This is a genomic window from Kocuria sp. BT304, assembly GCF_003290245.1.
Classification (GTDB): Bacteria; Actinomycetota; Actinomycetes; order Actinomycetales; family Micrococcaceae; genus Kocuria; species Kocuria rhizophila_A.
On the sequence record NZ_CP030039.1, the window covers coordinates 1,592,676 to 1,610,492 of the forward strand.

General features: G+C 72.6%; 13 protein-coding genes. 4 read left to right on the forward strand and 9 right to left on the reverse strand.

Annotated elements, in window-relative coordinates:
• Window positions 1–29 precede the first annotated feature (29 nt).
• The gene (hrcA, locus tag DNL27_RS07090) at window positions 30–1,043 is read right to left on the reverse strand and encodes a heat-inducible transcriptional repressor HrcA (RefSeq protein ID WP_112235120.1); all 1,014 of its coding nucleotides are present in this window, start codon (window positions 1,041–1,043) and stop codon (window positions 30–32) included.
• Window positions 1,044–1,217: 174 nt separating this feature from the next.
• On the opposite strand from hrcA, the gene DNL27_RS07095 reads away from it, so the two are divergent.
• Window positions 1,218–2,096 carry a DUF3097 family protein gene (locus DNL27_RS07095; protein ID WP_112235121.1) on the forward strand — a complete coding sequence of 293 codons (879 nt, stop codon included), beginning with the start codon at window positions 1,218–1,220 and terminating at the stop codon, window positions 2,094–2,096.
• Between the two features lie 103 nt (window positions 2,097–2,199).
• Window positions 2,200–2,640, forward strand: a complete 441-nt coding sequence (locus DNL27_RS07100) for a DUF4870 domain-containing protein (protein ID WP_229577722.1) — start codon at window positions 2,200–2,202, stop codon at window positions 2,638–2,640.
• Between the two features lie 73 nt (window positions 2,641–2,713).
• Here DNL27_RS07100 and hemW read toward each other — a convergent pair whose 3' ends face one another.
• Both hemW and lepA read right to left on the reverse strand, forming a co-directional pair.
• Window positions 2,714–3,958, reverse strand: coding sequence for a radical SAM family heme chaperone HemW (hemW, locus tag DNL27_RS07105; protein WP_112235122.1), 1,245 nt, complete (start codon window positions 3,956–3,958; stop codon window positions 2,714–2,716).
• Complete coding sequence (lepA, locus tag DNL27_RS07110; protein WP_012398373.1) at window positions 3,958–5,814, reverse strand: translation elongation factor 4; 1,857 nt, start codon at window positions 5,812–5,814, stop codon at window positions 3,958–3,960. Before lepA ends, hemW begins: the two co-directional genes overlap by 1 nt.
• Window positions 5,815–5,898: 84 nt before the next feature.
• Between lepA and DNL27_RS07115 the strand changes: the two genes are divergently transcribed.
• The gene (locus DNL27_RS07115) at window positions 5,899–6,495 is read left to right on the forward strand and encodes a type II toxin-antitoxin system PemK/MazF family toxin (RefSeq protein ID WP_112235123.1); all 597 of its coding nucleotides are present in this window, start codon (window positions 5,899–5,901) and stop codon (window positions 6,493–6,495) included.
• Between the two features lie 296 nt (window positions 6,496–6,791).
• Window positions 6,792–7,052: a 30S ribosomal protein S20 gene (gene rpsT, locus DNL27_RS07120; protein ID WP_012398375.1), complete on the forward strand. Its 261-nt coding sequence runs from the start codon at window positions 6,792–6,794 to the stop codon at window positions 7,050–7,052.
• A gap of 259 nt (window positions 7,053–7,311) precedes the next feature.
• On the opposite strand, the gene holA is transcribed toward rpsT, so the two are convergent.
• From holA to leuS, 6 genes are all read right to left on the reverse strand, one after another.
• Window positions 7,312–8,325 (reverse strand): DNA polymerase III subunit delta, encoded by a 1,014-nt coding sequence (gene holA / locus DNL27_RS07125; protein WP_112235124.1) that lies wholly within the window; start codon window positions 8,323–8,325, stop codon window positions 7,312–7,314.
• Between the two features lie 348 nt (window positions 8,326–8,673).
• Window positions 8,674–9,771, reverse strand: coding sequence for an NADH:flavin oxidoreductase/NADH oxidase (locus tag DNL27_RS07130; RefSeq protein ID WP_112235125.1), 1,098 nt, complete (start codon window positions 9,769–9,771; stop codon window positions 8,674–8,676).
• A gap of 151 nt (window positions 9,772–9,922) precedes the next feature.
• Window positions 9,923–12,319: a ComEC/Rec2 family competence protein gene (locus DNL27_RS07135; protein ID WP_112235126.1), complete on the reverse strand. Its 2,397-nt coding sequence runs from the start codon at window positions 12,317–12,319 to the stop codon at window positions 9,923–9,925.
• A gap of 419 nt (window positions 12,320–12,738) precedes the next feature.
• Entirely contained in the window at window positions 12,739–13,977 is a 1,239-nt protein-coding gene (locus DNL27_RS07140; RefSeq protein ID WP_112235127.1) for a ComEA family DNA-binding protein, read from the reverse strand.
• Between the two features lie 78 nt (window positions 13,978–14,055).
• Window positions 14,056–14,952, reverse strand: coding sequence for a DegV family protein (locus DNL27_RS07145; RefSeq protein WP_229577727.1), 897 nt, complete (start codon window positions 14,950–14,952; stop codon window positions 14,056–14,058).
• A 305-nt stretch (window positions 14,953–15,257) separates the two neighbouring features.
• A complete protein-coding gene (leuS, locus tag DNL27_RS07150; protein ID WP_112235786.1) occupies window positions 15,258–17,768 on the reverse strand; it encodes a leucine--tRNA ligase in 2,511 nt (836 codons plus the stop codon).
• Between the last annotated feature and the right edge of the window lie 49 nt (window positions 17,769–17,817).

Sequence of the window (17,817 nt, forward strand, 5' to 3'; positions counted from 1 at the left end):
GTGGTTCGTACGGTCTGCGCGCGGGCGCGTCAGTCCCCGAGGTTCCGGGACAGGTAGCGGGCCACCGCGCGCACGGCGGCCATGGTGGTGGGGTAGTCCATGCGGGTGGGCCCCACCACGCCCACCTTGGAGGCGGCGTGCGGACCGTAGCCGGTGGCCACCACGGAGGCTTCTGCCAGCGGGTCGTCGCACTCCTCGGAGCCGATGCGCACCGCCACCCCGCGCTCGTCCTGCTGCATGGCGGACAACAACCGCAGCATGGTGACTTGTTCCTCCAGCGCCTCCAGCACCGGGGAGATGCTCTGGGGGAAGTCCCCGCTGAAGCGGGCCAGGTTGGCGGTGCCGGCCATCACCAGCCGGTGCTCGTCCGACGCCGCCGCGAGCACCGCCAGTGCCTCGCTCACCCGGTCCCCGGCGTGCCGCAGCGCCTCGGGCAGCTCCTCGGCCAGTCCGGCCACGCGGCCGGGCACGGTCTCCAGGGTGCTGCCGAGAACGCGCGCGAGCACGCGGGCCCGCAGCTCGAGCAGCTGCACCTGGTCCAGGGGCTCGGCGAGCTCCACCGCACGCTGGGCCACCCGCCCGGACGTGGGGATGAGGATGACCAGCACGGTGCCGGCACCCACGTCCACGAGCTCCACGTGGCGCACGGTGATCCCGGCGCGCACGGGGTACTGGATCACGGCCGCCTGGTGCGTGAGCTGGGCGAGCAGCCGCACGGTGCGCTCCATGACGTCGTCGAGGTCGTGGGCGCCCTCCAGGAACACCTGGATGGCCCGGCGCTGGGCACCCGTGAGGGGCTGCAGCGCGGCGATCTGGTCCACGAACACGCGGTACCCCCGGTCCGTGGGGATCCGCCCGGAGCTCGTGTGCGGAGCCACGATCAGCCCGGCCTCCTCGAGGGCAGCCATGTCGTTGCGCACGGTGGCGGAGGACACCGGAAGCCGGTGGCGCTCCACGAGGGCCTTGGAGCCCACCGGTTCCCGCGAGTGGACATAGTCCTCCACGATCGCCCGCAGGATCTGCACCCGGCGCGGGTTCTCCATGCTCCTCACCTCCCGTGGCTCGTGGGTCGGCGGGTCCGTGCCCGCCGTGGCCGACCACTAATTTTGGCACTCATCCGCGCACAGTGCTAATCCCGGTGCCCGCCACGGGCCGGGCAGGGCCCCGGGTTTTGGTACGCTCGCCGCTGATCCAGCCACCGGCACGAGGAGCAGACCGTGAACGCACCCGGGTGGGGCTGGGGCCCCCAGGACCTCAGCAGCCCCGAGGTCTCCCGCACCGGCCCGTCGTCCCGGGAGCTGCCGGTGGAGCGGGACATGGTGCTCGAGGACGTCGAGACCGGGTGGGTGGGCGCCGTCGTGAGCGTGGAGACCATCGGCGGGATGCGCGTGGTGGGCCTTGAGGACCGCCACGGGCGCGTCAAGACCTTCCCCCTGGGCCCGGGCTTCCTGCTCGACGGCGAACCGGTTCGCCTCACTCCCCCGGCCACGACGCCCGCCCCCGCCGCCAGGCGCATCACCCGCTCCGGGTCCGTGGCCGTGGAGAACCTGCGCGCCTCGGTGGCCAAGGAGTCCCGCGTGTGGGTCGAGGGGTACCACGACGCCGAGCTGGTCGCCAAGGTGTGGGGCCACGACCTCGCCGTGGAGGGGATCGTGGTGGAACCGCTGCACGGCATCGACGACCTCCCCGGGGCCATCCGGGACTTCACCCCGGGCCCGCAGCGGCGCCTCGGGATCCTCGTGGACCACCTGGTGCCCGGGTCCAAGGAGTCCCGCATCGCGCAGCAGGCCATGCGCGTGCCCGGAGCGGTGGACAACGTGCTGATCCTCGGGCACCCCTACGTGGACATCTGGCAGGCCGTGAAGCCCTCCGCCCTCGGGATCCCCGCGTGGCCCGTGATCCCGCGCGGCGTGGACTGGAAGACCGGCATGGCCAAGGCGCTCGGACTGCCCCACCGCACGCCGCAGGACGTGGGACGGGCCTGGCAGCAGATCCTCACGCGCGTGGACAGCTACGCGGACCTGGAGCCCGCCCTGCTGGGGCGCGTGGAGGAGCTCATCGACTTCCTCACGGCGCAGGCCGGTCCCGCCATGTGATGTGCGCCGTGGCACGGGGCGGGGCCGCGCCGGTAGGATGGCCGGACCAGACCCCCGCATCCACGTCTGGACCGGCCACCGCCCCTGAAAGGGACACCCACTCGTGACTGACGTTGCCCCCGCGCGCCCCGCATCCTCCGGCTCCACCGCTCCCGCCCCGTTCGACTCCGTGGCCGCCGTCGCGCAGCCCCTGGACGTGGACCAGGACCGGCAGTGGGCCACGCTCGCGCACCTGGGCGGCGTGGTGGGCGTGCTCCCCAGCTACGTGATCCACCGCGTGTTCAAGGACCGCGGCCCGTTCACCGCCCAGGAGTCCCGGGAGGCCGCGAACTACACGCTGCTGCCCAGCATCGTCGTCCTGGCCGGGATCGTGCTGTCCCTGGTTCCCGTGGTCGGGGGCGTCTTCTCCGTCATCGCGGCCCTCACGTGGCTCGCACTGGCCGTCACCTCGGTGCGCGCCGGGATCAAGGTCAACCGCGGTGAGCCGCACCAGTACCGGTACAACACGCACCTCTACGACACGCTCTCCGCCCGACGCGGCTGAGGCGCCTGCAGAGGCGCACTCGGCGACGACGCCCCGGGTCAGTGCCTCCGCCCTGCCCGCCGCCCCGCGGCGCTCACCAGTCCAGCAGCCGCCGCGTCACGGCGTCGGCCATGAGGCGCCCGGCGTCCGTGAGCACGGCGGTGCCCGCCAGCGCGGCGGGGCCGTCCAGCCAGCCGTCCGCGATCAGTCCGGCCACGGCGCGGCGACCTTCCGGGCGCAGGGAGGCCACCGGGAGGCCCTCGCTGATCCGGATGCCGAGCATCACGTGCTCCACGTACTGGGTGTCCGCGTCCAGCGTCTCGCGCCCCACCGCGGGTGAGACCCCCGCGCGGACCCTGTTCGTGTAGGGCAAAGGGTGCTTGAGGTTCCACCAGCGCACCCCGTCCACGTGGGAGTGGGCCCCGGGCCCGATGCCCCACCAGTCCTGGTTGCGCCAGTAGGCGATGTTGTGCGCGCTGCGGTTCTGCTGCGCGGTGCGACCGTGCGCGTCCCGCGACCAGTTGGACACCTCGTACCAGGCGAACCCGGCATCGCGCAGCATCCGCTCCGCCAGGGTGTACTTGTCCGCCTGGTCGTCCGGATCCACCTCGGGCACCTCGCCGCGGCGGATCTGGGCGGCCAGCTTGGTGCCGTCCTCGATGATCAACGAGTACGCGGAGACGTGGTCCGGCTCCATGGCCAGGACCGCTTCCACGGAGGTCTCCCAGTCCCGCAGGCTCTCCCCCGGCGTGCCGTGGATCAGGTCCACGCTCGTGCCCAGCCCGCGCTCCTTGGCCCAGCCGACGGCGCGCGGCACGTTCGCGGGGGTGTGCGTGCGTTCCAGCACCGCCAGCACGTGCGGCACCGCGGACTGCATCCCGAAGGACACGCGGGTCACTCCGGCCGCGGCGAGAACGTCGAAGGTCTCCTGCGTGACGGAGTCCGGATTCGCCTCGACCGTGACCTCCGCGCCCGGTGCCAGCCCGAAGCTCTCCCGGGCCTGGTGCAGCATGGCGGCGAGTTCCCGCGCGGGCAGCAGCGTGGGGGTGCCGCCGCCGAAGAACACGCTGTGCAGCGGCCGCGGTGGTGACCCGGCGGCGTCGAGCACCGAACGTGCGAAGCGGACCTCCGCGGCGGCGTCGGCGTGGTAGTCCGCGCGGGAGACGCCGTCACCGAGCTGCTCCATGGTGTACGTGTTGAAGTCGCAGTACCCGCAGCGCACGGCGCAGAACGGGACGTGGACGTACAGGCTCAGGGTGCGCTCCGAGGCGCGGGCCACCGCACTGGCGGGCAGCGCACCGTCCTCCGGAGCCGGATCACCTTCCGGTTGCGCGGGCACTACTTCTTCTTGTCCTTGCCGTTGTCCTCGTCCGAGGACAGCGCGGCCACGAAGGCCTCCTGGGGGACCTCCACGCGGCCCACCATCTTCATGCGCTTCTTGCCCTCCTTCTGCTTCTCGAGCAGCTTGCGCTTGCGGGAGATGTCACCGCCGTAGCACTTGGAGAGCACGTCCTTGCGGATCGCGCGGATGTTCTCCCGCGCGATGATGCGCGAGCCGATGGCCGCCTGGATGGGCACCTCGTACTGCTGGCGCGGGATGAGCTTCTGCAGCTTGCCCGTCATGAGCACACCGTACGAGTACGCCTTGTCCTTGTGGGTGATCGCGCTGAACGCGTCCACCTGCTCGCCCTGCAGCAGGATGTCCACCTTGACCAGGTCCGCGGCCTGCTCGCCGTCCGCCTTCCAGTCCAGGGACGCGTAGCCCCGGGTCTTGGACTTGAGCTGGTCGAAGAAGTCGAACACGATCTCCGCGAGCGGCAGCCGGTAGCGCAGCTCCACGCGGTCCTCGGAGAGGTAGTCCATGCCCTTCATCTCGCCGCGCTTGGACTGGGAGAGCTCCATGACGGCGCCGATGAACTCGGAGGGCACCAGGATGGTGGCCGAGACCATGGGCTCGCGGATCTCCAGGATCCGGCCCTCGGGGAACTCGGAGGGGTTGGTGACCTCCACCTCGGAGTGGTCCTCGAGCGTCACGTTGTAGGACACCGAGGGCGCGGTGGAGATCAGGTCCAGGTTGAACTCGCGCTCCAGGCGGTCCCGGGTGATCTCCAGGTGCAGCAGACCCAGGAACCCGCAGCGGAACCCGAAGCCCAGCGCGGCGGAGGTCTCGGGCTCGTAGACCAGGGCGGCGTCGTTGAGCTGCAGCTTCTCCAGGGCGTCGCGCAGCACCGGGTAGTCGGAGCCCTCCACGGGGAACAAGCCCGAGAACACCATGGGCTTGGGGTCCTCGTACCCGCCGAGGGACTCCTGCGCGGGCTTCTGCTGGTTGGTCACGGTGTCGCCCACGCGGGACTGGCGCACGTCCTTCACACCCGTGATCAGGTAGCCCACCTCCCCCACGCTCAGTCCCTTGGACGGGATGGGCTCCGGCGAGATCACGCCGATCTCCAGCAGCTCGTGGGTCGCACCCGTGGACATCATCTGGATCCGCTCGCGCGGCACCAGGGTGCCGTCCACCACGCGCACGTAGGTGACCACGCCGCGGTAGGTGTCGTAGACGGAGTCGAAGATCATGGCGCGCGACGGCGCGTCCTTCACGCCCTGGGGCGGGGGCACGTCCCGCACGATGCGCTCCAGCAGCTCCTCCACGCCCTCGCCTGTCTTGCCGGAGACCTTCAGGACCTCCTCCGGCTCCACGCCGATGAGGTTGGCGAGCTCCGCGGCGTACTTCTCCGGCTGGGCGGCCGGCAGGTCGATCTTGTTGAGCACCGGGATGATCGTGAGGTCGTTCTCGATGGCCAGGTACAGGTTGGCGAGCGTCTGCGCCTCGATGCCCTGGGCGGCGTCCACCAGCAGGATCGTGGCCTCGCACGCCGCCAGGGAGCGGGAGACCTCGTACGTGAAGTCCACGTGCCCGGGCGTGTCGATCATGTTCAGCGCGTAGTCCGTGCCGTCCACGTTCCACGGCATGCGCACCGCCTGGGATTTGATGGTGATCCCGCGCTCGCGCTCGATGTCCATGCGGTCCAGGTACTGGGCCTTCATCTGCCGCGGCGTCACCACCCCCGTGGCCTGCAGCATCCGGTCCGCCAGCGTGGACTTGCCGTGGTCGATGTGGGCGATGATGCAGAAGTTCCTGATCACCGAGGGGTCGGTCGAGGCAGGTGCCGGTGGATTGACGGCCAACGGTGACACGGGCGGTCCTTTCGTTCTCAGGATGACTCCCCAGTTTCCCATGATCCCGGGCCGGGGGCGAACCGGTCCCCCTACGATGTCCCCATGGCCGACATCACTCGACTGCTGAACCAGGGGCTGCGCCTCCTCCGCATGTACCAGCGCTACGCGGGCTCCCGCGGTCCCGCCTCTCGCTCGTCTCGCTCCCGGGGCACGACGCCGCCCACCGTGGCCCACGAGAACGGCACCTCGCGCGCCCGGCCGGGCACGCCGACGTCGTCCCCGGGCACCCGCGCACCCGGCACCTCCGCGCCGTACCCCGGTGACTGGACGGGGCCCGTGAACCCGCGGTGGGCCGCGAAACCGGACGGCCGACCCGATCCCGGGGAGGTCGTGTGGACCTGGGTGCCCTACCAGGAGGACCACTCGCACGGGAAGGACCGGCCCGTGCTGATCGTGGACCGGGCCGGCGAGCACCTGCTGTGCGTGATGCTGACCTCCAAGGACCACGACACCGCCCGCCACGACGACCCCTCCTACGTGGAGGTGGGCGGGGGCGGCTGGGACCGCTCCGGGCGGCCCTCGGAGGCGCGGATCGACCGGATCATCCCGGTGCGGCCGGAGGACGTGCGGCGCGAGGGGGCGGTGCTGGACCGCGCCCGGTTCGAGGCCGTGGCTGCGGAGCTGACGCGGCGGCGCTGAGCCGGGTGGAGTCCTGGTGGCACCGGGGCGGCGCCGGACGCCCGCTCTCGACTCGGTCCGTACCCGCCCGTGCCGCGGAGCGTCACCCCAGCACGGACCGGGCGGCACACCCCGACGCCGACGCGCCGCAGCGGGCATCCGGGGCTCCGGTCTGCTAAAGTGGTCCGCTGTGTGTCCGCGCTGGTCGTCGGGCACAGCGGATGGTTGCCACCGAGCATCCCCACTCTCACAACTCAGTCGATGACCATCCGTGCGCCCTCACTGACCTACTTCCGCAATCGTTCTAGGAGTTACACGTGGCCAACATCAAGTCGCAGAAGAAGCGCATCCTCACCAACGAGAAGGCTCGCCTGCGCAACAACTCGTACAAGTCCGAGCTCAAGACGCTCATCCGCAAGGTGGATGCCGCTGTCGAGTCCGGCAACAAGGACGCCGCCGCCGAGACCCTGCGCACCGCGTCCCGCAAGCTCGACAAGGCCGTGTCCAAGGGTGTTCTGCACAAGAACACGGCGGCCAACAAGAAGTCCGGTCTGGCCAAGAAGGTCGCCAAGATCTGAGTCGGCTGACACCGTCGCACTGACGGAGCGCACGGGCCCGGCACTCCTCGCGAGTGCCGGGCCCGTTCTCGTGTGAGGACAGTGTCGTGTCCCCCCAGCGGCCCGTCGGTGCGGAGTCGCTGCGCAGCGCCGCCCAGGACTGACCGTTCAGGTCACGGTGGCCCCGTACCCTTGCGCGCGGTGCCGCGGCGTGCGGTTTCACGGTGCCCGCGTTCGCGATCCTCGGTGGCCCCGCCGTTGTCGGTGTTGTGGTGCCCGCTCAGCGGTGCCCGGAGGTGGCGATCACCGTGATGGCCCGCTCCACCGCGAAGTACGGGGACCGGGAGGCCCCCTTGACCTGGGCGTCGGCCTCGGCGATGGCCTGCAGCGCCCGGGTGACGTCCTGGGCCGTGAACCGGCGCGCCTCGTTCTGGGCGCGCTCCACCTGCCACGGCGCGGCCCCGACGTCACGGGCGATCTGCCCCGCTCCCCCGCGAGAGCCGGCCGTGAGGGCGATCAGGCGCATCTTCGAGCCCAGTGTGGCCACCATGGGCACCGGGTCCACCCCGACGTCCACGGCCTGACGCCACAGTTTCAGGGCCTGCTCCGCGTTGCCGGCCACCGCGGCGTCCGCCACCCGGAACGCGGTGACTTCCACGCGGCCGCCGTAGTACTTCTCCACGAGCTCGAGGTCCACGGTCACGGGGCCGTCCGCGATCAGCTGGGCGCACGCGGCAGCCAGTTCGGCGGTGGAGGTGCCGACCGCCGCGGCCAGGGCGCGGGCAGCGTCGGGCTCGATGCGCTTGTTCTGCGCACGGAACTCCCCGAGGACGAACGAGGACTTGTCCCGGTCCGACTTGGGCGGGGCGCAGTCCAGGACGAGAGCCTTCTCCTTGAGGGCGTCCAGCAGCTTCTTGCCGCGGTTCCCGCCGGAGTGCTGCCACAGCACGGTGACGTCCGGATCCGGGTTGGCCACGTAGGCCAGGGCGTCCGCCAGCAGGTGCTCGTTCATGCCCGCGAGCTCCTGGACGCACACGAGCTTGGGGTCGTCGAAGAGGGACGGGCTGGTGACCACGGCGAGCTGGCCCGGCTCGTAGTCCCCGGCCGCGATGTCCGTGACCTCGCAGGAACCCCGTTCCGCACGGATGGTGTCCCGGAGGGTCTCCCTGATGCGCTGCAGGATGTACTCGTCCGAGCCGGAGGCCAGCACGAGCGGCTGAGGAACGGCCTCACGCCAGGAGGTCTGCGGGGCCGAGGGCGCCTGTCGGCGGGAAGACGTGCGTGCCGGGGTCATGGTGCTCCTCGATGGTGGCCGACTGCTCGGGCGACGACGCCGCCCGGGACCGGGTGCGAGCGGGCCCCTCACCGGAAGGTGCGGGGTCGGGACGCCGACGCTGCGTCCCCATGCTAACCGTGGGTGCAGACACCCCGGAGTGTCTGTGCAGGGCGGGAGCCGGCGCAACCGCGTGCGGCACCGCGGACGCGTGCCGGGGCGGCGTCGTCATCCCGGGTCCACCCCGACCCTCGCTGGTCGTTCCACTCCGCACTGCGGATCCGGTGGTGTCCCGCGAGCGCCCGGGCTCACGTGCTCGGTGTTCACCGCCGGATCACGCTCGCCTCGTCGTCCGGCGAGCGCCGGGGCTCACCGGGTGCGGGGTGGGCGGCGGTAGGCGCGTTCGTACTGGCCGGGGACGGGGGCGTCGGGGACGCCGAGGGTGTGGGCAGCGGTGAGGGCCGCGTGGGGGTCGCGGAGGGCTTCGCGGCCCATGAGCACCACGTCGGCGAGGCCGGTGGCGATGATCTGCTCGGCCTGCCAGGCGGTGTCGATCATCCCGACGGCGGCCACGGGGACTCCGGCGGTGGTCTTGATCTCGGTGGCGAGGGGCACCTGGTAGCCGGGGCCCACGGGAATCTCGGCGGGCACGTTGGCGGCGGAGGAGACGTCGATGAGGTCCGCGCCGTGCTCGGCGAGCCACCCGGAGACGCGGGAGGTGTCAGCGACGGTGAGCCCGCCCTCGGTCCAGTCGGTGGCGGAGAGGCGCACGAGCAGGGGCATGTCCTCGGGGATCACGTCGCGGACGGCGTCGGTGACGCGCAGCAGCAGCCGGGCGCGGTTCTCCAGGGTGCCGCCGTACTCGTCCGTGCGCTCGTTGCTCAGCGGGGAGAGGAACTCGTGGAGCAGGTATCCGTGGGCACCGTGGAGCTCCACGAAATCCATGCCCGCCTCCACCGCACGGCGGGCCGACGCGGCGAACGCGGCCACGACGTCGTCGATGCCCTGCCCGTCCAGCGCGACGGGCTCGGCGAGCCCCGGGAAGGCGACGGCGGAGGGACCCACGGTCTGCCAGCCCCCGTTCTGCGGCGCGATGGACCGGCCGGGGTTCTCGGAGCCCCAGGCGGCCTCCGTGCTGGCCTTGCGCCCCGCGTGGGCGAGCTGCACGCCAGTGGCCGCGCCCTGCTGGTGGGCGAAGTCCACGATCCGCACGAGGGCGTCCCGCTGCTCGTCGTTCCACAGTCCCAGGTCCCGGGGACTGATGCGTCCCTCGGGCACGACGGCGCTCGCTTCCACGATCACGGCCCCCGCCCCACCGGCGGCGAGCGATCCGTAGTGCACGAGGTGCCAGTCCGTGGGCACGCCGTCCTCCCCGAACGCGGAGTACTGGCACATGGGCGGGATCCACAGCCGGTTGCGGACCGTGAGGCCGCGGAGGGTGAGGGGTTCGAACAGGGTGGAGCGCATGGGAGTCCTTCCATTGAGTGGCACGAGCACGGGGGCGCCGGGGGCGGGCTCCTGACGACGCACGACCCCGGGTTGACCGGCGCGGATGCCCGGTGTTTCGTGGTGCACAACGGATCTTTCCCTCGCGATATTTCTGGTGGTGCTCCCCCGCTCAGCGCCGTGACACGACCACGCGGTCTCCTTCGCGGTGCACCCACAGCGCGCCGTTCTGGTCGGTGCGGGCCACGGCGGCGCCCACCTCCTGCAGCGCGGCGACCGTCTCGGGGTGCGGGTGGCCGTAGCTGTTGTCCTCCCCCACGGAGATCACGGCGAGCGCCGGGTGGGTGTCACGAATGATGTCGGTGCCGCCGTTGCGGGCGCCGTGGTGGGAGACCTTGAGGACGTCTACCGGGGGTGGGTGTCCGCCGGGGAGGGTGTGCAGCGTACGGCGGTAGCCGTCCGCTTCGAGGTCGCCTGCACTGAGCCAGGTGGTGGTGCCGTCGGGGCCGTCGAAGGTCAGCAGCAGGACGAGGGAGGCGTTGTTCTCGACCTCGGAGGTGATCTTCCGGTGCGGGGCGCGTGGTGACGTGCTGCCGCCGGAGCCGCCTGCCCCGGTGCCCGGCGGCGCCGTGCCTGCCGTCGGGGAGCCATCAGGGACAGTGGGCGGAGGTGCGGGGGCGAGAACCTCCACGGTGAGCGGCCCCACGTGCAGCTGCTCGCCGGGAGCGGGGCGCGTGGCGATGTCCGCCCACTGGCTGAGCTCGTCCGGTGGGGTGTCCCCGGCGGCGGAGTACCAGACGCGGTCCACGTCCACCGTCTCGGCGAGCCCCTCGAGCCCGGCGACGTGGTCGGCGTGGTCGTGGGTGGCGATTACCGCGTCCAGGTGGGTGACGTCAGCGTCCCGGAGGCACTGGGTCAGTGCCCGGGGGTCGGGGCCGCCGTCCACGAGCACGGCGCTGTGCTCCCCGGTACGGTGCAGGACGGCGTCGCCCTGCCCCACGTCGCACACCACGGATTCCCACGGCGGTGCAGGGCGGAACCACCACAGGACTGCGGTGACCAGGAGCATGCCCAGGGCGAGGGACGCGGTGACGGCGAGCAGGCGGCGTCGTGCCCGGGTGCGGTGCGCGCGGGCGCGCCACACGGCGTCGGGCACCGGGCGTTCGGCGGGTGTGGGGTCCACGGTGCCAGCGGTTGGCCGCGGCCGGCGCATGTGCGCGTCCACCGTGTGCAGCGCGGCGAGCGCGAGGACGGTCACGAGGGTGAGGAGGAGGAATCCCGGCACCCCGGGTGGCCAGGGGACGTGCGCGCCGGGCAGTGCGGCGAAGGTGTCCGCAATCCATCCGAGGGCGCGGGCCGGGTAGGAGGCGACGCCCACGGGCAGGCTCGCGCCCCGGTCCCACGCGGTGACGGCGGCCGGGTCCGCGGGCCCGGGAGCCAGCAGGGCCAGGACGGGGCCCAGGAGGTGCCCGGCGAGCAGCACGCACACGGCGAGCAGACCGGCCACCGTGACCACGGGCACCAGGGGCGCAGCGGCCATGTTGGCGGGAAGGGAGTAGAGCGGCAGGTCCGGGTTGAGCAGGAGCAGGGCGGGGCCGCACCACAGCTGGGCCACGAGCGGCACGGCGAGGCACACGGCGAGCACGGTGGGCACGCGGGTGCCGAGCACACGGGTCACGGGGCGGGCGCTGACCACAATGCCCGCCGTGGCCAGGACGGAGAGCACGAATCCCATGTCCGTGGCCAGGTCCGGGCGAACCAGTACCAGCGCGGTCACCGCCGCGCACAGCGCGTTGAGGCTCACCCCGGCGCGTCCGCTGAGCATGGCAAGCCCGCCCAGGGCCCCCATGACCCCGGCGCGCAGCACGGAGGGGTCCGGGCCCACAAGCCCCACGAAGCCCGCGAGCGCCACGAGCCCCACCCCCACGCACGTGCGCCGGCCCGCGCCGAGGGACAGTGCGGTGAACCCGGTCAGGGTCATCACCAGCGCGCAGTTGGACCCGGACACCGCGGTGAGGTGGGTGAGCCCGGTGTCCTTCATGCTCTGGGCGAGCGCGTCGGGCAGCTGGGAGGTGTCCCCCACCGTCATGCCGGGCACCAGGCCCGCACTCACTGCGCCGAAGCCCCCGGCGATGCGGGTGAGGTCGGCGCGCACGGCCTCCACCGGCCCGGGCTCGGGTCCGGCCTGTGCTGCGGTCAGGGGCGGGGACGTGGTGCGGGCGAGCAGCCGGGCCGGGGTCGCGGTGCTGGCCACCGTCACGACCGCGCTCACCCCCTGCCCGTCATCCAGGGCCTCCCAGCCGGGGTGGGTTGCGAACACGGTGAGCCCGGCGGGCAAGTGGGCGCCGTCCGCCGTCGCCACGTCCAGGGTGACTGCTACCCCGTGGGAGGCCTCCTGCTCCCCGTGCAGCGAGCGGGACGTGTACGGGGACGGTGCGCCGGACACGGTCGCCTCCACCCGCACGACCGAGCCCTGCGGGTGGGCGTCCAGGAACGCGCGGGCCGGTGCGGTGGCGGCGTGCGCGCTGACGACCGCCGCCACCCCGGCGAGGAGCACGAGGGCGGCCATCGCAGGACCTGGAGGCGTGGGGTGTCGGCTCGCGGCGGAGGGAGCGTCTCCTGACGTCCCGCCGCGCACTCGGGACAGAACAGAACGCGGGCACCGAGCGGTGTGGGGGGGCTGAGCATTGAGAAGGGTGCGATCGCTGCGGCGGGGCCGGGTGCTGCGGCGGGGCCGAGGAGCACGGCCTGGCGCAGTCCCGCCACGGATGGCCGGGCCGCGCATCCCGGGAGTACCGACCCGGCGCATGCGCTGTGCCCAGCCCCGCGTCAACCGGGCCCACCGTGGTACCCGGTCCACCACCGGGACCAGCACGGTCACGGCCAGCGTGCACACCGCACCCCCGGTCCACCCGGCAGCCAGGGTCGCGGCGGCCGAGCCCCACACCGCGAGCGCCACGGGCAGCAGCCGCAGGTCCCATGCCACGCTCACACCGTGACCAGCGGCAGCAGCGCCTCCAGCATGGCCGGACCCACCCCGCTGACGTCGTCCAGCTGCTCCGGGGCGGTGAAAGGGCCGTGCTGGGTGCGGAACTCCACGATGCGCTGCGCGAGCACGGGCCCCACCCTGGGCAGCTCCTCCAGCTCGGCCTGGGTGGCGGTGTTGAGGTTCACGAGTGCCCCGGAGCCCGCACCCGGTGCCGTGGACGTGCTCCGCGACGCGGGCACTCCGGCCTTCGCGTCGCTTCCGGGTGCCGCATTCCCGGCACTCGCCGCGGCACGCCCGGCGGCGACCTCGTCCGCGGTGCTCGCGTTGGGGATCACGATCTGCGATCCGTCGGTCACGGTCTCCGCGAGGTTGATGCGGTCCTTCACGGCCCCCGGGGTGAATCCCCCGGCGGCCTGCACCGCGTCCATGACCCGGGCACCGGGAGACAGCGTGACCACCGAGGGGTCCTTGACCTCGCCCACCACGTGGACGGTCACCACACCGCCGGGCGCGCCGGAGGCGGCCCCCGTGGCGCCGGATCCACCGACCGGCCCGGAACCCGGCCGTCCCGACGGTTCGGAGGATGCCCGGGGTGACGCTCCGGCCCCCGCCGAGCGCTGGCGTCCCTCGCCGTGCGGTGAGCTGTCTTCCGAGGATCCACCGTCCGGGGACGCCCCGGCCGTGGTCACGACCGCGTTGTCCTCGGGAGCACCGTTCAGCAGACTCAGGCACCCCGCTCCGAGAGCCACGAGCAGCACGACGCACAGCAGCACGAGCGCGGGGCGGCTCAGCCGACGGCGCACGGTCACGTCCTCACGGTGCCGCGAGCCGCCCGGTTCCGGCCAGAGCGCGGGATCCTCCACGAGCCCGGTCTCGGGGGTGTCCGGGACGCTCGACTCAAGGGAGCCCGCCTCGGGGACGTCCGGAACGTCGCCAGGAGGATCGAAAACGCACGGGTCCGAGGCATGCGAATCCGGGGCGTACAGGTCCGCAGCACGCAGATCCGAGCGGCCGAACTCGAAATCGGCCCGCTCCTCGTGCCCGTCGGCCACCCGGCCGTCCGGGGACACCGCCGCGCCCCGCACTCCGGACCCGTTCTGCGCGAGCCCGCTCACGCGACGCCCGGAGGCCGTGTGGGATCCCCCGCCCGTGCGCTCCTCGCGCAGCAGCGCGCTCAGCCGCTCGGTCGCGTCACTGTCCCGGAACCTGCGCCGCCCTCTGACCTCGATGCCACTCATGGCACCCACTCCACCCCGCCCGGTCAGGGCACTCGGGCGACCGCACTGCCGCTGTGCACCACGGAGCCCCGGGGTGGCTCACGCGCCGGGCTGTGGAGCCTTCACACCGTGCGCGACCGGACTGGAGGTGGGCCCTTCCACGATCGCCGCCTTCGTCCCCAGCCCCACGTGGGCGCTGAGCACCGGGGGCAGCTCGCTGACCACCAGCTCGGCGTCCGGGCGGTGGCGGTCCACGAGCACCTCCCCGATCTCCCGCGCCCCGTGCGGATCTGCCACGTGGTGCACGCACAGCACCGGGTGCTGCGCCTCGGAGTGCTCCAGGGCCTCCCCCGCGAGCGCCATGAACCGCTGCTTCGCCCGCGGCAGGGACACCGGGCGCTCCACGGTCACGATCTTCCCCTCGGCCAGGCTCAGCAGCGGCTTGATCTGCAGCATGGTTCCCACCATCGCCGTGGTCGGGTTCACCCGCCCGCCGCGGCGCAGGGTGTCCAGGGAGCGCACCTGGATCAGCACCTGGGCCCGTTCAGCGGCCTCGGTGGCCGCGCGGGCGACGTCGTCGATGCCCTCTCCCGACGCCGCCGCCTCGAGTGCGGCGCGCACGCCCAGTCCCTGCGCCAGACCGGCGCTGCGGGTGTCCACGATGCGCACCGGGATCCCGATGTCCTGCCGCGCGATCCTCGCGGCTCCCACCGTGCCGGAGAGCTCACCCGAGAGGTGCACGGAGACCACGGCCTCGAACCCGGCGTCCTCGAAGCCGCGGTAGGCCGCGCGCAGCCGCCCCGGTGCGGGGCGTGAGGTGGTCACGGGGCGGCCCTCGGCCAGCGCGACCACCAGGGTGGAGAGCCGGTCCGCCTCGTCCTCGGTGTGCAGCTGCCCCCCGATGAGCACGGGCATGTCCACGAGCGCGAACCCGCCGGTGGCCTCCCAGTCCTCGAGCCAGCCCTGCGGCGGGGCGGCGGCACTGTCGGTGACCACCGCGACCCTGCGGCGACCGCCCCCGCGCGGGTCACTCCGGTCGGCCGGGTGACCGGAACGCCCGCCACTGACGGCAGCTTCCGCCCCGCGTCCCGCGCGGTCCTCCAAAGGGCCGGCGGCAGCACCGTGACCCCCGTCCGAGCGGCGCGGCGCGGCGTCGTCGTCCGGGGCGTCCGAGGCGGCGGGCGGGACGGGAGCGTCCTCCTGCAGACCACTGCCGTCCGTGCGCAGCCCCGGGAACGGGCGGAGCCCGCCCTGCCACTCGTGCGAGTCTGGGGACGGGCTCCGGCAACCGTGGGCGGTCATCAGACCACGATGTTCACGAGCTTGGGTGCGCGCACGATCACCTTGCGCACCGTGGCGTCCGCGAGCAGCCGCTGGACCGTCTCCGAGGCCATGGCCGCGGTCTCCAGGTCCGCCTCGGAGATGTCCGCGGGGACCTCCAGACGGTCGCGGACCTTGCCCTTGACCTGGACCACGGCGGTCACGGTGTCCTCCACGAGCAGCGCGGGGTCCACCGTGGGCCACGGGGCGCGCACCACGGTGTCCTCGTGGCCGATCAGGTGCCACATGTCCTCGGCGGTGTACGGCGCCACGAGGCTCAGCAGGATCGCGACAGCCTCCACGGCCTCGCGCACCGCCGGATCCGCCGGGCCGCAGCCGGTGTCGATGGCCTTGCGCACCGTGTTCACCAGCTCCATGGTGCGGGCGATCACCACGTTGAACTTCCCGGAGTCCAGCAGCTGCTCGGCGTCCGCGACCGTGCGGTGCGTGGCGCTGCGCAGCGCCTTGTCACCGTCCGCGAACGACGCCGCCGGGTCCGCCGTGCAGTCCTGGGCCAGGCGCCACGCGCGGGCCAGGAACTTCTGGGAGCCCTGCGGGGACACGTCCGCCCAGTCCACGTCGTCCTCGGGCGGGGACGCGAACACCATGGTCAGGCGCACGGCGTCCACGCCGAAGGCGTCCAGCTGCTCGCCCAGGTCCACGCCGTTGCCCAGGGACTTGGACATCGCCTTGCCGCCGTTGAGCACCTGGCCCTGGTTGAGCAGCGCCTTGAACGGCTCGGTGAAGCCCACCAGGCCGAAGTCGTAGAGGGCCTTGGTGAAGAACCGCGAGTACAGCAGGTGCAGGATCGCGTGCTCCACACCGCCCACGTACTGGTCCACCGGCAGCCAGCGGTCCACCGCGGCACGGTCGAACGGGGCGGCGTCGTCGTGCGGGGACGTGTAGCGCAGGTAGTACCAGGAGGAGTCCACGAACGTGTCCATGGTGTCCGTGTCCCGCTGCGCGGGGCCGCCGCACGCGGGGCACGTCACGTTCACCCAGTCCGACGCCGCGGCGAGCGGGCTCTGACCCTTGGGCGCGAGCTGCTCGCCGCGCAGGTCATCGGGCAGGCGCACGGGCAGCTGGTCCTCGGGCACCGGGACCTCGCCGCACGAGGCGCAGTGGATGATGGGGATGGGCGCGCCCCAGAAGCGCTGCCGGGACAGCAGCCAGTCCCGCAGCCGGAAGTTCACGAACCGCTCGCCGGTGCCGGCCTCGGTGACGATCTCGATCGCCTTGGCCAGCGCCTCGGCCTGGGGCAGCCCGTCCAGGGGCCCGGAGTTGACCAGCGTGCCCTCACCGGTGGTGGCCACGCCCGTCTCGGCGGGGTCCTCGGCGCCGGTGTCCACCACCACGCGCACGGGCAGGTCGAAGGCGCGGGCGAAGTCCAGGTCACGCTGGTCGTGGGCGGGCACGGCCATGATCACGCCCGTGCCGTAGTCCGCGAGCACGTAGTCCGAGGCCCAGACCGGCAGCTTCTCGCCCGTGAGCGGGTTCACCGCATAGCGGCCCAGGAACACACCGGTCTTCTCCCGGTCCGAGGACTGCCGCTCGATGTCCGACAGCGCCTTGACCTGCTCGCGGTACTCGGCGAGCGCCGCGGCCTGTTCCGGTGCCACGACGTCCTGGGCGATCTGGGCGTCCGCGGCCACCACGCAGAACGTGGCGCCGTAGAGGGTGTCCGGGCGGGTGGTGAACACGGTGACGGTGCGCCCGGAGGTGTCCGAGGGCTCGGCACCCTCGGCCGGGGCGCCCTCGATCACGAAGTTCACGTGCGCGCCCTCGGAGCGCCCGATCCAGTTGCGCTGCATGGCCAGCACGCGCTCGGGCCAGTGGCCCTCCAGCTCGGTCATGTCGTCCAGCAGGCGCTGGGCGTAGTCGGTGATCTTGAAGTACCACTGGTTCAGGGACTTCTTGGTCACGGGGGTGTGGCAGCGCTCGCAGGCCCCGTTGACCACCTGCTCGTTGGCGAGCACGGTCTGGTCCTTGGGGCACCAGTTGACCGGGGAGTCCTTCCGGTACGCGAGACCGTGGGAGTAGAACTGCAGGAACAGCCACTGGGTCCAGCGGTAGTACTCGGGGTCCGAGGTGTGGATCTCCCGGTCCCAGTCCGCGCTGATCGCGTAGCGCTTGAAGGATTCGCGCTGGGTGTCGATGTTGCGGTAGGTCCACTCCGCGGGGTGGGCGTCGCGCTTGATCGCGGCGTTCTCCGCGGGCAGCCCGAACGAGTCCCAGCCCACGGGGTGCATCACGTCGTAGCCGCGGTGCCACCAGTAGCGGGCCACCACGTCACCCATGGCGAACGCCTCGGCGTGGCCCATGTGGAGGTCGCCCGAGGGGTAGGGGAACATGTCGAGCACGTAGCGCCGCTCGGCGGAGCCGTCGTCGGCGGGCGCGTAGACCCGGTTCTCGTCCCAGTAGCCGGACCAGGTGGCCTCGATGCGCTGGACATCGTACTCCGTGCCCGCCTCCGGGGTGCTGTGCTCGCTCACGTGCCTCGCCTTCAGGTTCACGGGGCCGGGCGGGTGCCGGGGCCGGGGT

Excerpts from the sequence above, each read along its gene's own strand:
- hrcA (WP_112235120.1), bottom strand. The coding sequence starts at position 1,043 with ATGGAGAACCCGCGCCGGGTGCAGATCCTGCGGGCGATCGTGGAGGAC.
- DNL27_RS07115 (WP_112235123.1), top strand. The coding sequence starts at position 5,899 with ATGGCCGACATCACTCGACTGCTGAACCAGGGGCTGCGCCTCCTCCGC.
- holA (WP_112235124.1), bottom strand. The coding sequence starts at position 8,325 with ATGACCCCGGCACGCACGTCTTCCCGCCGACAGGCGCCCTCGGCCCCG.
- DNL27_RS07130 (WP_112235125.1), bottom strand. The coding sequence starts at position 9,771 with ATGCGCTCCACCCTGTTCGAACCCCTCACCCTCCGCGGCCTCACGGTC.
- DNL27_RS07135 (WP_112235126.1), bottom strand. The coding sequence starts at position 12,319 with ATGGCCGCCCTCGTGCTCCTCGCCGGGGTGGCGGCGGTCGTCAGCGCG.
- DNL27_RS07140 (WP_112235127.1), bottom strand. The coding sequence starts at position 13,977 with ATGAGTGGCATCGAGGTCAGAGGGCGGCGCAGGTTCCGGGACAGTGAC.